The following is an 18,884-nucleotide window of genomic DNA, read 5'->3' as shown; positions in this document are numbered from 1 at the left end:
CCTCTCAGGTTCTCAGGACTTTTACTTTTTGCGCAAAGACTTGCCAGCTGGGCGGTCATTGCGCGACATGGAGCCATCCGTGCCGTACAGTCCTTCGCGGCGCGCGATGCGCGAGATCCGCTGGGCGGTGACCGGACTGGTAATCATGGCAAAGATTACCAGCAACATAAGTATTCCTAAGTCACCTTTTTCGGCAATGCTAAAAGTCCCTGATCCCACAACGCGAATAAGCGCGCCGATGATGGTGAGGATGAGTCCAGTGGTCTGTGGCTTAGATACCGAGTGCACCCGCGACATGGTGTCGCGGAATCGCGCCACTCCTATGGCAGCAGAGAGCGCGAAGGCAGAACCGGCGAGGATGAATACTAGGGAGAGAATGTCGGTGATGAGTTCGATGTTCATTGGCTATCCCTCTTGCGAAAGCGCGTGACCGAGACGGTGGAGATGAAGCCCAGGAGCGCGATGACCAGCATGGCATTGGCTACGGTGGTGTTCAAAGACCAGCAGATATAGGTTGCCAGCGAGCACTGGAAGATGGCGACGAAGCCGTCCATACCCACGAGCCTATCGAGGGAGTTGGGCCCAGAGACTATGCGCCACGTCAGGATGAGAAACGCGATGACGAGCATCAGCGCGGCCACGGTGAGGATGGCATTGTAGAGGGAATCATCCATTAGGGGTGGCTCCTTTCGAAGATGGAGATGAGCGAGGCTTCGAGGCGGGCGACGGCGGCGATTTCGCGCTCAAGGTGGCTATCGGAGTCCGCGTCGAGAACATGGATGGTGAGCATGCGGTTGGCAATGTCAATATCCGTGACGGTTCCGCCTGGTTGCAGGTTATACAACGTCACGGCCAGGGAAAGGATGAACTCGTTCTCCAGCCGCATGGGCAGCTCCAGGATCGCCGTCTTCGGTGGGGCCTGCGGGCGAATGGCCAGCCACGCCACCTTCACGGAGGCGTAGAAGAGATCAGCCACCCACCGAAAACAGAAGCGGATGAACTCGCCCCAGGAGATGGAGATCCCCGCCACCGGCATGGCCGGCAGCGGCAAGAGGAATACGATGAGGCAGCCCACGGCCAGCCCGCCGAAGACATTTGCCCAGCTGACATCCCCCATCAGCAGACACCACATGACGGTGAGCCAGACAATGAACCACGGGCGGAAGCGGTGCCGGAAGCCCTGGAAGTGGATTCCATAACGGTTACTGCTCACGGTCGGCCTCCTGAGATTGTGGCTCGCTGGCCTCACTGCTAGGCGAAGGTGCGGAAGACGTGGCCCGTGCTGTAGAAGTAGCAGAGATTCCGGGCTCTGGATCCGGCAGCAGGTGCTTGCGGTTGCCTATGGAATCCGCGTCATCGTCGTAGTGATCCTTGCGATCGAGGTGGCGAGTGGGATTATCAGCCGTGTCCCCGAGCACAGCGTATTGATAGATGCTGCGATCCTGGGCAGATTCCGCGGCGCGGCTGGTGACCCCAGAGATAGGGCCGGCGAGGAAGGTAATCGAGGTGGATGCGGCCACGAGAAGCGCCGTCGAGGCCACCATGCCGAAGGGCAGGCGGCCGAAGTCCTTGCGGGACTCGAACTCGATCTCGTCGGTGACATCTGCCAGCGGAGAAACCTGCGCCATGGCCTTGTTGCCCTCTGGGGCATCCGCGCGATCGCGCAGGAAGCCCTTGGCCCAGACCAGCATCATGACATAAAGGGTGAGCAGCGAGGTGGCAATAGCGCCGGAGATAAGCACCCACGCCTGCCACGTGCCCGCATTGGCGCCGGCCTGGATGAGCAGGATCTTGCCCAAGAAGCCGGAGAAGGGTGGGATGCCGCCCAGGTTGACGGCCGGGATGAAGTACAAGATGGCAATCAGCGGCGCGGTGTAGATGAGGGAGCCCAACCGGCGCAGGGAGGAGGTCCCGGCTTGGCGCTCGATGAGGCCCACGACCAAGAAGAGGGCGGTCTGCACCAAGATGTGGTGCACGGCGTAGAAGATGGCGCCGGAAAGACCCTGGGCGGTGCCCAGGGCCACTCCGAAGATCATATAACCGATGTGGCTGACCAGGGTAAAGGAAAGCAGACGTTTGATGTCTGATTGCGCGATGGCGCCCAGAATACCCACCAGCATGGTGGCCAGGCCCACCCACATGAGCAGGGAATCGAGCTCCCCGGCGGTAAATATCGAGGTCCGCGCACGGATGATGGCATAGACGCCGACCTTGGTCAGCAAACCCGCGAAGACGGCCGTGACCAGGGAAGGCGCGGTGGGGTAGGAGTCCGGCAACCAGGCATCGAGCGGGAAGACGGCCGCCTTGATGCCGAAGGCGATGAGCAAGACGGCGAAGACCGCGGCACGGGTGCCGGCGGGAATCTCCTCCATGCGCAGGCCAATCTGCGCCATGTTCACCGTGCCCACCGAGGCATAGACCAGGGCCAGGGCGATGACGAAGATGAGCGAGGAGGCCATGGAGACCATGACGTAGCCGGCGCCGGCGCGCACGCGGGCCGGGGAGGCGCCGAGAGTGAGCAGGACATAAGAGGCGACCAGGAAGATCTCAAAGCCGACGTAGAGGTTGAAGAGGTCTCCCGCAAGGAAGGAGACGTTCACGCCCATGGTCAACAGCATGTAGGTGGGCAAGAACACCGCCACCGGCTCGTCCTTGGATCCGTCGCGGATGCCCTGGGAAATGGCGTACCACATCACGCTAAAGAGCACCACGGCCGAGGTAAAGAGCATCACGGAGGAGAGCCGGTCAGCGACGAGCGTGATGCCGACCGGGGCGTCCCAACCGCCGACCTGCAGGGTCTGAATGCCGGCGGTATCCGCCACCACGATGAGCGCGGCGTTGACCACAGCGAGGCTCAGCAGGGAGAAGAAAGCAATCTGGCGCTGCACGTTGGGCGCCTTGGCAAAAAGGAGCGCTAACGCGGCGGCGAAGGCCGGGATGAGAACCGGCAGTGCGATGATGTAGCCGATGTAGGGCAAGAGGGCTTCGACAAGCGGGGTGACAGACTCAGTCATCGCTGGCCCCCTTTACTGGCTCCTCGAAGAACTCGGGGCCGAATTGATCGCCCTCTTTGGTGGCGCGGCCGGTGGCCGGGTCATTGGAGGCGTCGTGGTCCGGCGCGGCGGAAGCCTTGCCCGGGCGGGCGGCGATGGCGGCGATAGCGGTGTCCTCTGTGTCGTCTTCCAAGACATCAGCCGTGCGGTAGCGGTACTGCCGGTAGGCCAGGGTCAGGATGAATGCGGTCATGGCCATCGAGATGACGATGGCGGTTAGAATCATCGCCTGCGCGAGCGGATCAGCAATCTGCTCGCCGTAGGGATGGGATTCGCGGCCGTCGATAGGTGGGGAACCGGCCTGCCCGCCTGCCTGCAAGAGCAGGAGGTTGGCGCCGTTGCCGATGAGAAGGAGACCCAACACCATCTTGGTCATTGCACGGTCGAGCAAGAGGTAGACCCCGCAGCCCACCAACACCCCGGAGGCGAGGAGCAAAAAGAGATTGGCTTCCATCTACTTCTCCTTTCCTTCAGTCGCGGTTGAGGCTGTGGCTGCACCAGCGGCAGCCTTGGCCTTCTTGGCCTTCTGAACCTTGGCGGCGGCTTCGCGCTGACGCTGACGGCGGGCCAGGGAGCGGGCGCGGTCGCGAGCACGCTGCTTACGGCCTTCCTCTTCGATGTCGAGGCGCGCACCCAAGGAGTTGAGAATGTAGAGCGTGAGCCCCACCACCACGAGGTAAACCCCAGCGTCGAAGATGAGCGCGGAAGGCAGCGAGACATCCCCGATAAGCGGAACCGCTATCTTGTTGTAGCCCGTGGTGAGAGGCGGGCGGCCGAAGAACATCGGCACGATGGCGGCTAGGGCGGCGAGGATGAGGCCGGTGCCCATGGTGCGTCCGCCGTCGATAGGCAGCGCCTCATCAAGCTCAGCGCGCCCTCCCGCGAGGTAGCGCAGGATAAGCGCGAGGGCGGCGACGAGGCCGCCGGCGAAACCGCCGCCGGGGGCGTTGTGGCCGGCGAAGAAGAAGTACAGCGAGAGCGCCATCATCGAGGGGAAGAGCACGCGGGTGGTTACGTCAATCATCAGCGAGCGGTTAAGCGCCTGCTCGGATTCGACCCCGGCCGCCAGCCAACGCCGACCAGTCACCCGCAGGGTGGGCCGGCGCGAGGAGCGGCTGAAGGATTGCGTGCGGTAGATGAGGGAGGCCACGCCGATGGCGGCGATGACCAGCACGGAAATCTCGCCGAAGGTATCCCAGGCGCGGATGTCAACGAGGAGGACGTTGACGGCGTTGGCGCCGTGGCCGATCTCCTTGGCTAGCTCCGGCATGAACTCGGAGATGGGGCGAGCGGTGCGCGCGTTGATGGCGTACATGCCAACCAGGGTGACCGAGAGCCCCACGCCCACGGCCAGCCAGGCGCGCAGGCGCGAGGTCTCGGGGTTTTGCTTCCAATCCGTCTGTGCGGGCATGCGCCGCAGGACCAACATGAACAAGACCATGATGATGGTCTCCACCAGCAGCTGCGTCAACGCCAGGTCCGGGGCGCCGTGAAGGGCAAAGACGAAGGCGAGCGCGTAGCCGGTGACGCCGACAATGATGACGGCGGAGAGGCGGTTATCCATGGAGGTAGCGGCGATGGCGGAGAGCATCATGATGAGCGCGGCCACCATCTGCCAGGGGTTCTCGGCCACGATCATGCGCACATTGGTGAGATCACCGTTGATGAGCATGATGACAGGCAAGATCATCAACGTGGCGAAGATGACCGTGAGGTTGAGCTGCAGGGAGCCGCGCTGCGTCGAGGCGGTGGTGTGCAGCGAGAGGTTGCGCAGAGAGTTAATGACGGTGTCATAGGCCTTGTCCGCCGAGCCGAGGGCCGGGTAGGTAAATTGCCACTTCACCAGCACCTGGCGCTGCCAGTGCAGGATGATTCCCATCGCGACGATGAAGGCCGACAACGCCAGCGGGATGGTCCAGCCATGCCACAGGGAGAGGTAGGTCTTTTCCGCGCTCCCAAACACGGAGTTGAGGTGCTGGTTGATGGCGGAAGACAAGGGCGTGGGCAGCAGACCAAAGAATATGGTTAGGGCGCTCAAGATTCCCGGGGGAAGCCAGAGCAAAAGGCCCACCGGGTGCATCTTGCGCACGGCCTCAGAGGCCCCTGCCTCCCGGTCCTTGGTGGCGAAGGCACCCCACAGGAAGCGCAGGGTATAGGCCATGGTCAGGATGGATCCCAGGACCACGCCGACGAGCAGCAGGTTGCGCGGCATGCCGACGAGGAGTTCCTCATGCATGATGGCCTCGAGCACGGCCTCCTTGGAGACGAAGCCAAAGAGCGGGGGAATGCCCGCCATGGACAGCCCGGAGATGATGGCTAGGCCATAGAGCAGCGGTTGGCGCCGCCCGAGTCCGGAGAGCTTGTCGATGTCGCGGGTGCCGGCGCTGTGGTCAATGGCGCCGACGATCATGAACAGCGCCGCCTTGAACAGGGAGTGTGCGAAGGTCAGGGCTAGGCCCGCCTGCATGGCCTCGCGCGAGCCAATAGCCATGATCGAGGTAATAAAGCCCAGCTGGGAGACGGTGCCATAGGCCAGAACGAGCTTCAAGTCCTTCTGCTTGAGCGCCATCCAGCCGCCGAGCAGCATGGTGAAGACGCCGAGCGGGATGACCACGAGGTGCCAGGTGGTCACCACGTGAAACTCAGGCGCCAGGCGCGCAACGAGGTAGATGCCTGCCTTCACCATGGCTGCCGAGTGCAAGTATGCCGAGACCGGGGTGGGTGCGGCCATGGCCCCTGGCAGCCAGAAGTGTGAGGGCGCGATGGCGGACTTGGACAGAGCTCCGGCCAGGATGAGCACGATGGCGACCGTGATATACGGAGTCTGCACCACATCCGGCATGGCGGCGATCTCGGAGAAGCTCCACATGCCGGTCTGGCGCCCGAGCAGGATGATGCCCATGAGCATGACGAGCCCGCCGAGAGCTGTGACCATGAGTGCTTGCTGGGAGGAGCGGCGGGAGGAGGCGCGTTCGCCGTAGTAGCTGACCAAGAGGTAGGACAGCAGGGAGGTGACTTCCCAGAAGACGTACATCAGCAGGAAGGAATCGGAGATGACCAGGCCGTACATGGCGGTGGCGAAGGCCATCATCTCGCCGGCGAAGAGGGATAGGCGGCGCGGGGTTTGATCAAAGTAGCCCCAGCAGTAGAGCATGACCAACGCGCCCACTCCCAAGATGATGAGGGAGAAGAGGGCGGAGAGCCCGTCCATGCGCAGGCTGAGATCGAGGTGGGCTGCGGGCATCCACGCGATGTCGAAACGCAGCGTGTTTCCGTCGGCGAAGGCGCCGTCAACCAGCTTCTGGAGCGTCCAGAAGAATCCGACGCCCGGGACTAAGGCGAGCAAACCAAAAGCCGGCCTGCCCAATGCGGAAATGAGGAAAGGCGCGATGGCGGTGGCAACCAGAAGGGCGCCCATCAATGTCAGCACGGCGGTATTCTGCGCTCCTTTTCGAGGTTTCGAAGTGCGGGGTGCAAGAACTGCGGTTTACAGATCCCTGTAGGCGTGACCCCGTGAGCGACTGCCACCGTGGCAGGCGGAGAGGGTGCGAAGAGAGATTCCCGCTGCGCGCGGTTGCCTTAAGAAAGACTTCCCGAGCGCACGCGAGACCAGCGAGGAGAGTCGATCACGGTGCTACCAATGGTGCCGATGTTAGCACTGATTTCACACTGATCAAAGATAACTCTAAATATACTGTTATATATAGGCTCGTTTGCACCGGTTCGGCGCCACCTACTCTCTACGCGTAGCGCTGGAGGAACAGTGCCTCCGCGATGGCGATCTTTTCAATCTCCGTCGGGTCAACCGACTCGTTGGCGGAGTGGATGGTGGCCTTGGGCTCTTCGACACCGAAGAGGGCGATCTCCGCGGCGGGGTGCTTCTCCTGCAGCTCCACCGTCAGGGGGATGGACCCACCCATGCCGATCTGGGTCACCTCGCGGCCATAAGCCTCCGCCAGGCACTCGCCGAGGGTGGCCAGTGCCGGCTTGGTGGGATCGGTTTCGAAGCCGCGGTTGACCTCAAGGATCTCGCACGTGACGTGTGCGCCCCAAGGCACGTGCGCCTCGATGTGCTTGACCAGCGCCTCGGCGACCGCATCCGGATCCATGGTGGCGGGAACGCGCAGGTTGAGGTTGGCGCTGGCGGTCGGCGCCACAGCGTTGACGGCCTCGGCAACGGGCGTGGAGCTAAAACCGGTGATAGATACCGCCGGGCGGGCCCACAGGAAATCTGCCACCGCATCCTGCTCGGTGCCCATGACGTCTACGCCGTCGAGGATCTGGGCGTCGGCGCGGAAATCCTCGACCGGATAGGCCTCGCCTTCCCAGATGGCGCTGGTGTCAATGCCGTCAATCTGCAGACGTCCGGCCTCATCATGCAGGGAATCCAGTGCGCGCATGAGAGCTTTAACCGCATCCGGGGCAGCGCCGCCGAACTGGCCGGAGTGTACGCCTGCTGCCAGCGTGTCTACGGTAACGAGGATCTGCCCGCCCCCGCGCAGGGAGGTGGTCAAGGTGGGGTGGCCCAGCTTGGCGTTGCCGGCATCGGCGATGAGGATGGCGTCGGCAGTAAAAAGCTCGGGCTTTTCCTCGATGAGGGCGGAAAGCCCTTCGCCGCCGCGCTCCTCGGAGCCCTCGATGAGAACCTTGAGGTTGAGCTTGGTGCCGCCGGTGGTCTCAAGGGCGCGCAGTGCAGCCAGGTGCATGGCGACATTGCCCTTGCAATCAGCCGCGCCGCGCCCATACCAGCGGGTGCTGCCATCGTCCGCGGCGCGCTCGGTCAAGGTGAAAGGATCGCTCACCCACGCCGCGCGATCCCCTGCGGGCACCACGTCATAGTGGGAGTAGAGAAGAACGGTCTTGGCCGCGGGGTCTCCGGCGCGCTCGCCCACAAGCGCTACTGAGCCATCGACGGTGGTGATCGCTTCCATCTTGATTCCGGCCTCCTCAAAGGCCTGCGCTACCCAGGCAGCGGCGGCTGCATTGGCCTCCTCGGTCCCAGGGGCGGCGTGGACGGATGGGAAGGAGACCAGCGCGCTGAGCTGTTCGAAGATACGCGGGCGGTCTGCGGAAATTAGTTCAGGAATTGTAGTCATGGTCACTAACCTACCCCGCACGCCGACAGCGGTGCCGAGCCTCCTGCTTATGCCCACAATGTGAGATCTCAGTAAGAGAGGAATAGACTTTTTCTGTTCTACAACTGTCGTCGTCTCTTTTTGAGGCCGCGGCAACCTGTCTATCTAAAGAAAGGACCTGGCATGGCGCACGATACTGCCTCCGCCACTGGTTCTCAGACCACCCCGTTGCGCGAGCTCACGCTGCGCGGCGTCATCATCGGTGGCCTTATAACCTTGGTCTTTACGGCCGCTAATGTCTACCTGGGCCTCAAGGTCGGGCTCACCTTCGCCACGTCGATTCCGGCGGCGGTGATTTCCATGGCTGTGCTCCGCAAGTTCGCCGGGCACAACATCAAAGAAAACAACATCGTCCAGACCATCGCTTCCTCCGCCGGTACCCTTTCGGCCATCATCTTCGTCCTGCCGGGCCTTATCATGGTGGGCTATTGGTCGGGCTTCGAGTTCTGGGAGACCGCCGCGGTCTGTGCCATCGGTGGCGTCCTCGGCGTCATGTATTCGATTCCGCTGCGTCGCGCGCTTGTGACCGGTTCCGATCTTCCTTATCCGGAGGGCGTCGCCGCCGCCGAGGTCCTGCGCGTCGGTGATGATGACGGCGATGGCGCCAACCACGCTGAAAACGCCCAGGGTCTCAAGGTCATCCTGATGGGCGGCATCGTTTCCGCCGTTATGGCACTGCTGGCCGCGACGAAGGCGGCCGCGAGCTCCGTGGCAACCTACTTCAAGGTCGGCGCTGGCGCCACCACCATGGGCACGAGTCTGTCCATGGCGCTCATCGGCGTCGGTCACCTCGTGGGCCTGCCCGTTGGTATTGCCATGCTCGTCGGCGTGGTCATCTCCTTCTTCATTCTCTTGCCCATGCACACCTCGGGTTTGGTCGATGGCATCAGCGACATCACCGCGCTGGGCGACGTCGTTGATTCCGTGTTCTCTTCCGAGATCCGCTTCATCGGCGTGGGCACCATGGCCATCGCCGCCATCTGGACCCTCATCAAGATCGCCGGTCCTATTGCGCGTGGCATCAGCGCCTCCTTTGCTTCCTCGCGCCAGCGCAGGGCCGGCCAAGTTGTCGACGTCACTGAGCGCGATATTCCCTTCCCCTATGTCATCGGTGCCATCATTGTGCTGATGATTCCTATCGCAGGGCTGCTGTGGAACTTCGTCTCCGGCACGGATATTCACCAGCACATGGGTGTCCTTCTTGTGGTCTCCGTGGCCTTCACCCTTTTGGTCGGACTCATCATTGCCTCGGTCTGTGGCTACATGGCCGGACTCATCGGCGCCTCGAACTCCCCGATTTCCTCGGTGGGTATCATCGCCGTGCTGGTGGCCTCGCTGCTCATCGCCGCGGTGACCCGCGGAACTGACGCGGAGCCGCTCTCGCTCGTGGCTTATACGCTCTTTACCGCGGCCATCGTCTTCGGTATTGCCACCATTTCCAATGACAACTTGCAGGATCTCAAGACCGGCCAGCTCGTCGGCGCGACCCCGTGGAAGCAGCAGGTTGCTCTCATCATCGGCGTGCTCTTTGGCTCCGTTGTCATTCCTCCCATCCTGCAGGTCATGCTCACCGGCTTCGGCTTCCAAGGCATGGAAGGGGCCGGCCCGGATGCCTTGGCTGCCCCGCAGGCGGCGCTGATGTCCTCGGTGGCATCGGGCATCTTCGATAACTCGCTGGACTGGAACCTTATTCTCACCGGCGTCGGCATCGGCGTAGTCCTTATTATTATTGATGAGGTTTTGCGCAAGACCACCGATAAGTACTCGCTGTCCCCGCTGGCCGTGGGTATGGGTATGTACCTGCCCGTCTCGCTGACCGTCATCATCCCCATCGGCGCCATCTTGGGTAAGTTCTACGATCGCTGGGCTGCCAGGCAGGAACGCCCCGAGTTTAAAAAGCGCATGGGAACCTTGCTGGCCACCGGCCTTATCGTGGGCGAGTCCCTGTTCGGTGTGGTCAACGCCGGCATCATCGCTGCTGCCGGTGGAGCCTCCCCTCTGGAGATCTTCCCCGGCGGCAAGCTCAGTGACATCGTCGGCATCATCCTCTTCGTCGCCGGCATCTCCTTGGTCTACTTCTGGACCAGGCGCCGCGCCAGCGCGGAGAATTAGAACTCGAAACCTTCGCCTTCCTTCACGCAGATTTTGCGTGGTGGGAAGGCGATTTTTTATGACCCAATGAGTGTTCGCTGAGGGCATGCGGTCAGTTCCATGTCCCACCTTGCACTCGCGTTAAACGAGTGCCAGAATGGTCGTTGGCACTCCCTAAGGGCAAGTGCTAGATAATCTGTATCTCTACGGTTGAGGCTGGAATAGCACTCACCAGCCATGCCGTCGCGGGCGGCCGTAAAGATTGACGCGAGTGTCGTCCTCATAAACTTTAAGGAGCACAAATACCATGGCAAAGATCATCGCCTTTGATGAAGAGGCGCGGCGTGGCCTTGAGCGTGGCCTGAACACCCTGGCTGATGCAGTTAAGGTCACCCTCGGCCCCAAGGGTCGCAACGTCGTTTTGGAGAAGTCCTGGGGCGCCCCGACCATTACCAATGACGGTGTCTCCATCGCTCGCGAGATTGAGCTCGAAGACCCATATGAGAAGATCGGCGCAGAGCTGGTCAAGGAAGTTGCCAAGAAAACCGATGACGTAGCAGGTGACGGCACCACCACCGCTACCGTTCTGGCTCAGGCACTCGTCCGCGAGGGACTGCGCAACGTCGCTGCTGGCTCTAACCCCATGGGCATCAAGCGCGGCATCGAGGCCGCCACCAAGGCAGTGGTTGGCTCCCTGCTCGCCTCCGCTAAGGAGATTGAGACCCAGGAAGAGATCGCCACCACCGCCGGTATTTCCGCGGCTGACCCTGCAATCGGCGCCAAGATCGCTGAGGCTATGTACACCGTGGGCAACGGCCAGGTAAACAAGGACTCCGTCATCACTGTCGAGGAGTCCAACACCTTCGGCGTTGACCTCGAGGTCACCGAGGGTATGCGCTTCGACAAGGGCTACATCTCCGGCTACTTCGCCACTGACATGGAGCGCCAGGAAGCCGTCCTCGAAGATCCGTACATCCTCCTCGTGTCCTCCAAGATCTCCAACATCAAGGACCTCGTCCCGCTGCTGGAGAAGGTCATGCAGTCCGGCAAGCCGCTGCTCATCATCGCCGAGGATGTCGAGGGCGAGGCCCTGTCCACCCTCGTGGTCAACAAGATCCGCGGTACCTTCAAGTCTGTTGCCGTTAAGGCTCCAGGCTTCGGCGATCGCCGCAAGGCCATGCTGCAGGATATGGCTATCCTGACCGGCGGCCAGGTCATCGCTGAGGAGGTTGGCCTTTCCCTTGAGACCGCTGAGCTCGAGTACCTCGGCCAGGCACGCAAGGTCGTTGTCACCAAGGATGACACCACCATCGTTCAGGGTGCCGGCGATCAGGAAAAGATTGACGGCCGTATCAAGCAGATCCGCGCTGAGATCGAGAACTCTGACTCCGATTACGATCGTGAGAAGCTCCAGGAGCGTCTGGCTAAGCTCTCCGGCGGCGTCGCTGTCCTCAAGGTCGGTGCCGCAACCGAGGTTGAGCTCAAAGAGCGCAAGCACCGCATCGAGGATGCCGTGCGCAACGCCAAGGCCGCAGTCGAGGAGGGCATCGTCGCCGGCGGCGGCGTGGCTCTGCTCCACGCAGCTGCTGCACTCGACAGCCTTTCTGATCTCACCGGCGATGAGGCTACCGGCGTCAAGATCGTCCGTGAGGCCCTTTCTGCGCCGCTCAAGCAGATTGCTCACAACGCTGGCCTAGAGCCCGGCGTCGTGGCTGACAAGGTGTCTTCCCTGCCTAATGGCCAGGGCCTCAACGCCGCCACCGGCGAGTACGTCGACCTCATGGAGGCCGGCATCAATGATCCGGTTAAGGTCACCCGCTCGGCACTGCAGAACGCCGCTTCCATCGCTGCGCTCTTCCTGACCACCGAGGCCGTTGTTGCTGACAAGCCGCAGCCGGCCGGCGCTGGTGCTGGCGCAGGCATGCCTGACGCTGACGCTATGGGCGGAATGGGCGGAATGGGCTTCTAGTCCCCACCCAGGGTGTCTAGGGCACTTAAAGCCCCATTCCCCAAGAGCCGCCTTCCTGCAAAGCGTAGGAAGGCGGCTCTTCTCGTTTTAAGGCCGCCGTCTTTAGGGACGCATCCAGCCTCCACCAAATCACTTGCGTCACACCGCTAACACTTTTGCGACGAAAAAGTGGCGGAAACAGTCAACTTGACCCAGTCTTATCTATAACAAGGCCGGTCGGCCGAGTTCCTCAACTGCCCAATGGTCATAACTTACCCCCAAAATGGGCTAAGTCGGGGAGTTGAAAAGCTAAGAAAAACTTGTCTAAGGAAAAAGATCTCAAATAAGACGCAATCGCAGTTCGTTGCCAACACGTTACCGAGTTAGAACTAATTTCAGGAGAATGTAACCTTGGAAGGTTAGTTTTCCCAGCTAAAGGAAAAGCTGGGCAGTTCCTGTGTGTTGGCTCACTATCTCTGGTTTCAAATCAGCGTCGATACAGTAAAGAAATCTAATCGTAATTTCGTCTTGATTTTTGTTGAGGGTGTGCAAGAATAACTTCTTGTGACGCCCGCTGTGGGTGTCGGTAAAACCGTAAACCATACGGGCGCAAGCTCGGATCTACTTAGGAGTTCACATGGATCTCTCCACCATCATCGATCACCTCGACAACTTCGTCACCACCTGGGAAGGCTGGGGCAAGGTATTTGAGGGGCTGAACGCGTTCGACGGCTTCAAGAACCTCTTCGAGGTCACCTCCTACGTAGGAGAGGGAACACTTCAGGATTTCTCGTCTTTGTCTTCTGAAGCTGACGCTTAAGTAAAACCTTCACCTAATCACTTTTACACTTCAAGGAGTTTCAAATGACCGACCTTTCATCTTTGTCTTCCGGCGCATTCACCATCATCAGCACTGCTTTCGAGATTCTGTCTGAGACTTTCGGACCGCTGATCACCCTCGCTAAGGGTCTTTCTGACCTGCTCGGCCTGATCGCCTAAGCACTCCTTATCGCTGCGGCGATAATTTCTAGAGCCTCGCCTTCTGGTGGGGCTCTTTTTGTATGTGTGGGTGCGGGGGATAGGGGAGGGGTAAACGTAGAGTATTGGTAGGTTCAGCAGGCCATAGCGTGATTTGACCGCTAAACTGTCCCTTATGGCTCATAGTAAAGACGACGAACTCCCCGAGATCGACCTGGCGCAAACTGACGGCTACGTCGTCGATGGTTCTGATGAAGATGACCCCTCACTTATCATGCCGGATGGCTCGCCCATCGAGACGTGGCGTGAGAATTACCCCTACGAAGAGCGCATGTCGCGCGATGAATACGAGGTTATTAAGCGCGCACTCCAGATTGAGTTGCTGAAGTGGCAGAACTGGACCAAGGAGACTGGCCAGCGCCACATCATCTTGTTTGAGGGCCGTGACGCCGCCGGCAAAGGCGGCACCATCAAGCGCTTCAACGAGCACCTTAACCCCCGCGGCGCGCGCACTGTGGCGCTAGAGAAGCCCTCCCCGCGTGAGTCCACCTCCTGGTACTTCCAGCGTTATATTCAGCACTTCCCAGCCGGCGGAGAGATCGTCTTCTTTGACCGTTCTTGGTACAACCGCTCCGGCGTTGAGCGCGTCATGGGCTTTTGCACCGAGTCCCAGCACGCGGAGTTCCTGCGTGAGGTTCCCATGCTGGAGAACATGCTCTTGGGCTCGGGTATCTCCTTGACCAAGCTGTGGTTCTCCGTCACGCGCAAGGAACAGCGCACCCGCTTTGCTATTCGCCAGATCGATCCCGTGCGTCAGTGGAAGCTCTCCCCCATGGACCTGGCCTCCCTGGATAAGTGGAATGACTATACCCGCGCCAAGGAAGAGCAGTTCCGCTACACCGATACGGATGAGTCTCCTTGGATCACCATCAAGTCCAATGACAAGAAGCGCGCGCGCATCAACGCCATGCGCTACGTGCTCTCGAAGTTTGAATACACCAACAAGGACCATGCCTTGGTGGGTGAGCCTGACGCGAACATCGTCAAGCGCGGGCGCGATCAAATTGGTGATTAAGCCGCCTTTATAGCGCAAACCCCGCATCTTCCAGCGCTGGAAGGTGCGGGGTTTCTTTGTATGAGGCATAAAAACAGCACCTCGCCGCGCGGGCGAAGTGCTGTAAAGGGTGCTTTAGAAAAGCGCCTCGATGGCGGGAATCGGAGCCATGTTGCCGGTCTCCAGCAGCAGGGAGTACACGCCGAAAGAGGACAGGCCCAGGCTGACAGCGCTGGCGGCTAGAGAAAGAACGTAAGTAATGATGGACATAAGGATGCTCCTTGAAAGGGTAGAGATAAAGAAATGAGGGCCTAGATTGGCAGGGACTGAATGAACTGCTCGAGGGCAGGGATCTCAGCCATCTGACCGAGACGGGTCAGGATGTTGTACAGGCCGAAGGAAGAAAATGCCAAGCTGGTCATAGTATTTCGACTCCTTGAGAGGATAGACAATAAGTAGGTGAGCCTAGAAAGAATGAGGCTCAGGAACGCCGAAAGAGTAAGCGCTCGTGCCCCATACTTTTGCTCACAAAACAGGCTAGCACCGTTGTTGAGGGTCCGCCTGGCATCTCCGCCTCTGTGTGGTGTACGTGATTCTTCCCCCGCGGTCCTGTCTAGCCCTTGGCCTCCCAAGGCTCGATGGGATTGCCCTGCCACAGCGAGTTGGCGGGCACGCGGTCGCCGCGCATGACGAGGGAGCCGGGGCCGATGGTGGCGGCGTTGCCAATGGTGGAGGCCGGCAGTGCCACGGAGTGCGCGGCCAGTGTCGCGCCGGCACCGATGGTGACGGTATCGAGGCTCATGACCCGGTCCTGGAAAAGGTGGGTCTGCACCACTGTGCCAGGGCCCACGGTTGCGCCAGCGCCGACGCGGCACAGGTCGGTCTCCGGGAACCAATAAGAATCGATCCAGGCACCGCCGCCGATGGACACGCCCAGCGCGCGCAGGCCGAGGTTGATCTCCCCGGAGCCGGCGGTGTGCTGCAGGAACCAGGGGGCGGCGACGGCTTCGACAAACGCGTCTTGAAGCTCGTTGATCCACACGAACCCAGACCACAGCGGGTGATCCCCTGGGACCTGCTTGCCCACACAGATCCACTTCACTGCCACGGCAATGGCCATGGCGAGCGCGCCGACGGCCATGAGGATAAGCCCGGAGAGTGCCCAGGCGGCGGCCAAGCCCCAGTGGGTGACGGCGAAGAAGAGCGCGCCCAAGGTCAGGGCCAGTAACATCGCGGAGGTCATGGGCGCGAGCAAGCGCATGGTTTCCACGATGCCGCGCGCGGCTTTGACCCGGAATGTGGGGCGGTAGGTTAAAGCCTCGCCCTCCACACCGTCGATATGCGCGGTGACGCGGCGCATGCGCTCAGGCGGGGAACCCCACCAGTTGGCGCCGGGCTTGGTCTTCTTCGGCGTCGAGGAGAGCACGGCGACCAGCGAGTTCTTGGAGAGCTTGCGGCCAGGGCCGGCGATGCCGGAGTTGCCAATGAATGAGCGCTTGCCCACCTTGGTTGTGCCGGTCAGGGTCCAACCGCCGCCGAGCTCGTAGCCGCCGACCATGGTGTCGTCGGCCAGGAAGGCGCCATCCTTGATGTCGGTGAGCGCCGGGATCATCACGGCGGTGGAAATCTCCACGTCCTTGCCAATCTTCGCTCCCAGCGAGCGCAGCCACAGCGGGGTGAGTTGGGAGGCATAAAGCGGGAAGAGTTGAGTGCGGGCCTCATCCATGAGCCTTTCGATGGCCCACAAACGCCAGCCCTGAGCCGAGCGCACTGGAGCGACGCGGGGTTTCAGCCCCACCGAGAGCAGGCGCACGCCGAACCAGACTTGGAACATATAGAAGGCGAAGGCCACCAGCGCCCCGGCTGGCGCGAAGAGCACGACTCCGATGTAGGGGTTGCCCGCAGTCACGTGGACGAGGCCGATGGTGGCGCAGGCCGCGAGGACGAGCGCGATGACGGGCTGCAACGCGAGGAAGATGGAAGTCGCACCATAGATGGCCACCCACCAGGGACGGCGTGCGGGCGGCTGATCCGGGAAGCGGTGCTTGGAACGGCCCACCTTCTTCGCGGGGGAGCCGGACCAGCGCTGGCCATCCTTGATGCGCTTGGAACCGGTGACGGTAGAGCCGGCCTCCACGTGGGCGTACTCGCCGATGACGGTGCCAGGCAGCAGAGAGGAGCGAGCGCCCACGCGGGCGCCCTCGGCCACGGTGATGGCGCCGACATGGAGAATATCGCCGTCGAGCCAGTAGCCGCACAGGTCGACCTCCGGTTCGATGGCGGCGTGATCGCCCAAGGTGAGCAGCCCGGTTACCGGCGGCAGTGAGTGTAAGTCGACGCCGCGTCCCACCTTCACGCCCAGTGTGCGCGCGTAGTTATTGACCCACGTGGCACCCGCGATGGAACGCGAACCGGAGGCGTCGGCCCAGCGCTCAGCGGCCCAGATGCGCAGATGCACCGACCCGCCGCGCGGATAGTCGCCCGGAGTGATTCCTAGGGTGAGAAGCCGCGCGCCCCAACCGCCTAAGGGGATACGGCCGAGCGGGGTGGCAAAGACCACGAGCAGCGCTATGACCTGCCACCAAGGGGTGAAAAACGCCCAGTCCAGCCCGGCGAATGCAGCCAGGTTCGAGCCCAAGAGCAGCCAGGCCAGCCAGGTGCTTGCCGCCAGAGTCATGACGGGCAGTTGGATAGCGGTCTGTGCCAGCCTCGTGATGCCAGATACCTTCTTAACCTCGCGTTGCGTGGTCACAGGGCGCGGCTGCGCGCCGGCGATGGATTCCGCCAAGGCGCCGAGCCGCGGGTGATCGTAGAGATCGCGCACCGCGACGGTGGGGTAGCGCTCACGAATGCGGCCCACCAGCGTGGCCGCAGCCAGCGAGGTGCCGCCGAGGGAGAAGAAATCGGCGTGCTCATCGCTCACGGAGACACCGAGCACGTCGACCCAGAGCCCCGCCAGCCAGGCCTCGGTGGGGCTGAGCCCCGTGGCGTCGACTCCGACGCCGGGCAGAGGCCAGGGCAGCGCCTTCTTGTCCACCTTGCCCGAGGTGCGGATGGGCAGCTCATCCATGACGCAGATGCGCGGAACGAGGGCGGTAGGCATGGTCTCCGCGAGGCGCGCGTGGGCAACCTCGTGGTCGAAGTCGGCAGTGGGATCCGTCAAAGAAACGTAGCCCACCAGCACGGATTCCCCGCCCGGGGTCTTTTGCACCGCGACGGCGGAGTTGTAGACGTTATCCAAGGCCGCGACATGCGCCTCGACCTCGCCGAGCTCTATACGACGCCCCCCAATCTTTACCTGATCATCCACACGGCCTACGAAGTAGAGGCCGTCTTCCTCTAAGCGCACATGGTCGCCGGTGCGATAGGCGCGTTCCCAGGCCAGGGAGGGCAAGGGCGCGTACTTTTCGGCATCCTTGTCTGGGTCGAGGTAGCGCGCTAGTCCGACGCCGCCGATGACGAGCTCGCCGACTTCACCCACCGCAACGGGGAAGCCCTCGCCGCCTATGACGGCAAGATTCCAGCCGTTTAAGGGCAGCCCGATGGAGACAGGATGCCCCGGGTGCAGGCGCGCGGCGCAGGCCACGACGGTGGCCTCGGTGGGGCCGTAGGTATTCCACATCTCGCGCTCAGCGGTGGCAAGGCGCTCGACTAGTTCTTGAGAGCAGGCCTCGCCACCAACGATGAGCAGGCGGATATTATCCAGCGCCTCCGCCGGCCATAGCCCAGCCAGGGTAGGCACGGTGGAGACCACCGTGATGTCGCGGCGGATGAGCCAGGGGCCTAGGTCCATGCCGGAGCGCACTAGTGAGCGTGGAGCGGGCACGAGGCAGGCGCCGTTTCCCCAGGCCAGCCACATTTCCTCGCAGGAGGCGTCGAAAGCCACGGAAAGCCCCGCGAGCACGCGGTCCTCAGGCCCGAGCGGGCCGTGGGGATGGTCAACGAGGAAGAGGGCCGCCTCGGCGTCGACGAAGGCCGCGGCGGAGCGGTGGCTAACGGCCACGCCCTTGGGCTTGCCCGTCGATCCGGAGGTGAAGATGATCCACGCGGTGTCATCCGGGGTGGGGTAGCCATCTTCTGCTTCTGCTGGAGTTGCCGCGTTCTTTGCCGCCGGCGGGCGCAGCATCCTGTTCTTTGCCGCCGGCGGGCGCAGCATCCTAAAGCCCTCATCACTAAAGAGGCCGTCGATCCCTGCCTCGCTGAATACCATCTCGGCGCGCTCGTCTGGATCATCGGCGTCTACAGGCACGTAGGCGGCACCCGCGGCCAGGGTGGCCAGGATAGCCAGGTAGAGCTCGCGGCGCCCGGAGGTCATGCGGATTCCCACGCGATCGCCGCGGCGAACGCCACCGGCGCGCAGCTCAGCGGCCCAGGCCTCGACGTCGGTGATGAGTTCGGCGTAGGTGAGGACCTCGCCGTCGTCCAGCGCGGCGGCCTCGGGGTGCATCTGCGCCGTGGCGCGGATGATGTCCCACAGCGTGCGCTCGCGTGGGGCCATATCCTCTCGCAGGTAGTGCTGTGGAACGAATACCAAGCCCGCGCCGGGTGCGCGGCGGTCTAAGGGGTCATCGGGCAGCGCGTGGCGCCCGGCGGACGTTTTTTCCGCTGGTTCAGTCGATTCCATT

At 62.1% G+C, this 18,884-nt stretch carries 14 protein-coding genes; 5 read left to right on the top strand and 9 right to left on the bottom strand.

Annotated features, from left to right (window positions below):
- Window positions 1-21: 21 nt before the first annotated feature.
- The 7 genes from F4V60_RS10865 to F4V60_RS10835 all read right to left on the bottom strand — a co-directional run bounded on the left by F4V60_RS10865 (window position 22) and on the right by F4V60_RS10835 (window position 8,149).
- Window positions 22-402: a monovalent cation/H(+) antiporter subunit G gene (locus tag F4V60_RS10865; protein WP_075730594.1), complete on the bottom strand. Its 381-nt coding sequence runs from the start codon at window positions 400-402 to the stop codon at window positions 22-24.
- The gene (locus tag F4V60_RS10860; RefSeq protein ID WP_075730593.1) at window positions 399-674 is read right to left on the bottom strand and encodes a monovalent cation/H+ antiporter complex subunit F; all 276 of its coding nucleotides are present in this window, start codon (window positions 672-674) and stop codon (window positions 399-401) included. Before F4V60_RS10860 ends, F4V60_RS10865 begins: the two co-directional genes overlap by 4 nt.
- Entirely contained in the window at window positions 674-1,213 is a 540-nt protein-coding gene (locus F4V60_RS10855; RefSeq protein ID WP_255312467.1) for a Na+/H+ antiporter subunit E, read from the bottom strand. The genes F4V60_RS10860 and F4V60_RS10855 overlap by 1 nt, the downstream gene beginning before the upstream one ends.
- The gene (locus tag F4V60_RS10850; RefSeq protein WP_075730592.1) at window positions 1,203-3,014 is read right to left on the bottom strand and encodes a Na+/H+ antiporter subunit D; all 1,812 of its coding nucleotides are present in this window, start codon (window positions 3,012-3,014) and stop codon (window positions 1,203-1,205) included. The genes F4V60_RS10855 and F4V60_RS10850 overlap by 11 nt, the downstream gene beginning before the upstream one ends.
- Window positions 3,007-3,507 (bottom strand): Na(+)/H(+) antiporter subunit C, encoded by a 501-nt coding sequence (locus F4V60_RS10845; protein ID WP_075730591.1) that lies wholly within the window; start codon window positions 3,505-3,507, stop codon window positions 3,007-3,009. Before F4V60_RS10845 ends, F4V60_RS10850 begins: the two co-directional genes overlap by 8 nt.
- Window positions 3,508-6,483 carry a Na+/H+ antiporter subunit A gene (locus F4V60_RS10840; RefSeq protein ID WP_075730590.1) on the bottom strand — a complete coding sequence of 992 codons (2,976 nt, stop codon included), beginning with the start codon at window positions 6,481-6,483 and terminating at the stop codon, window positions 3,508-3,510.
- Between the two features lie 310 nt (window positions 6,484-6,793).
- Entirely contained in the window at window positions 6,794-8,149 is a 1,356-nt protein-coding gene (locus F4V60_RS10835; protein ID WP_075730589.1) for a dipeptidase, read from the bottom strand.
- A gap of 162 nt (window positions 8,150-8,311) precedes the next feature.
- Between F4V60_RS10835 and F4V60_RS10830 the strand changes: the two genes are divergently transcribed.
- The 5 genes from F4V60_RS10830 to ppk2 all read left to right on the top strand — a co-directional run bounded on the left by F4V60_RS10830 (window position 8,312) and on the right by ppk2 (window position 14,280).
- Entirely contained in the window at window positions 8,312-10,300 is a 1,989-nt protein-coding gene (locus F4V60_RS10830; protein ID WP_075730588.1) for an OPT family oligopeptide transporter, read from the top strand.
- A gap of 286 nt (window positions 10,301-10,586) precedes the next feature.
- Window positions 10,587-12,248 carry a chaperonin GroEL gene (groL, locus tag F4V60_RS10825; protein ID WP_075730587.1) on the top strand — a complete coding sequence of 554 codons (1,662 nt, stop codon included), beginning with the start codon at window positions 10,587-10,589 and terminating at the stop codon, window positions 12,246-12,248.
- A 616-nt stretch (window positions 12,249-12,864) separates the two neighbouring features.
- Window positions 12,865-13,047, top strand: coding sequence for a hypothetical protein (locus F4V60_RS10820; RefSeq protein WP_075730586.1), 183 nt, complete (start codon window positions 12,865-12,867; stop codon window positions 13,045-13,047).
- Between the two features lie 44 nt (window positions 13,048-13,091).
- Window positions 13,092-13,226, top strand: coding sequence for a hypothetical protein (locus tag F4V60_RS12900; RefSeq protein ID WP_255312468.1), 135 nt, complete (start codon window positions 13,092-13,094; stop codon window positions 13,224-13,226).
- Window positions 13,227-13,380: 154 nt separating this feature from the next.
- A complete protein-coding gene (gene ppk2 / locus F4V60_RS10815) occupies window positions 13,381-14,280 on the top strand; it encodes a polyphosphate kinase 2 (protein ID WP_075730585.1) in 900 nt (299 codons plus the stop codon).
- Window positions 14,281-14,394: 114 nt separating this feature from the next.
- On the opposite strand, the gene F4V60_RS12895 is transcribed toward ppk2, so the two are convergent.
- Together F4V60_RS12895 and F4V60_RS10810 are read right to left on the bottom strand one after the other, a co-directional pair.
- Entirely contained in the window at window positions 14,395-14,529 is a 135-nt protein-coding gene (locus F4V60_RS12895; protein ID WP_255312469.1) for a hypothetical protein, read from the bottom strand.
- Between the two features lie 343 nt (window positions 14,530-14,872).
- Window positions 14,873-18,757, bottom strand: a complete 3,885-nt coding sequence (locus tag F4V60_RS10810) for a Pls/PosA family non-ribosomal peptide synthetase (RefSeq protein WP_232316029.1) — start codon at window positions 18,755-18,757, stop codon at window positions 14,873-14,875.
- Between the last annotated feature and the right edge of the window lie 127 nt (window positions 18,758-18,884).

This window comes from Corynebacterium flavescens (assembly GCF_008693105.1).
Taxonomy (GTDB): domain Bacteria; phylum Actinomycetota; class Actinomycetes; order Mycobacteriales; family Mycobacteriaceae; genus Corynebacterium; species Corynebacterium flavescens.
The sequence above is the reverse complement of the archived record's forward strand: the minus strand, read 5'-3'. Positions and strand labels throughout refer to the sequence as shown.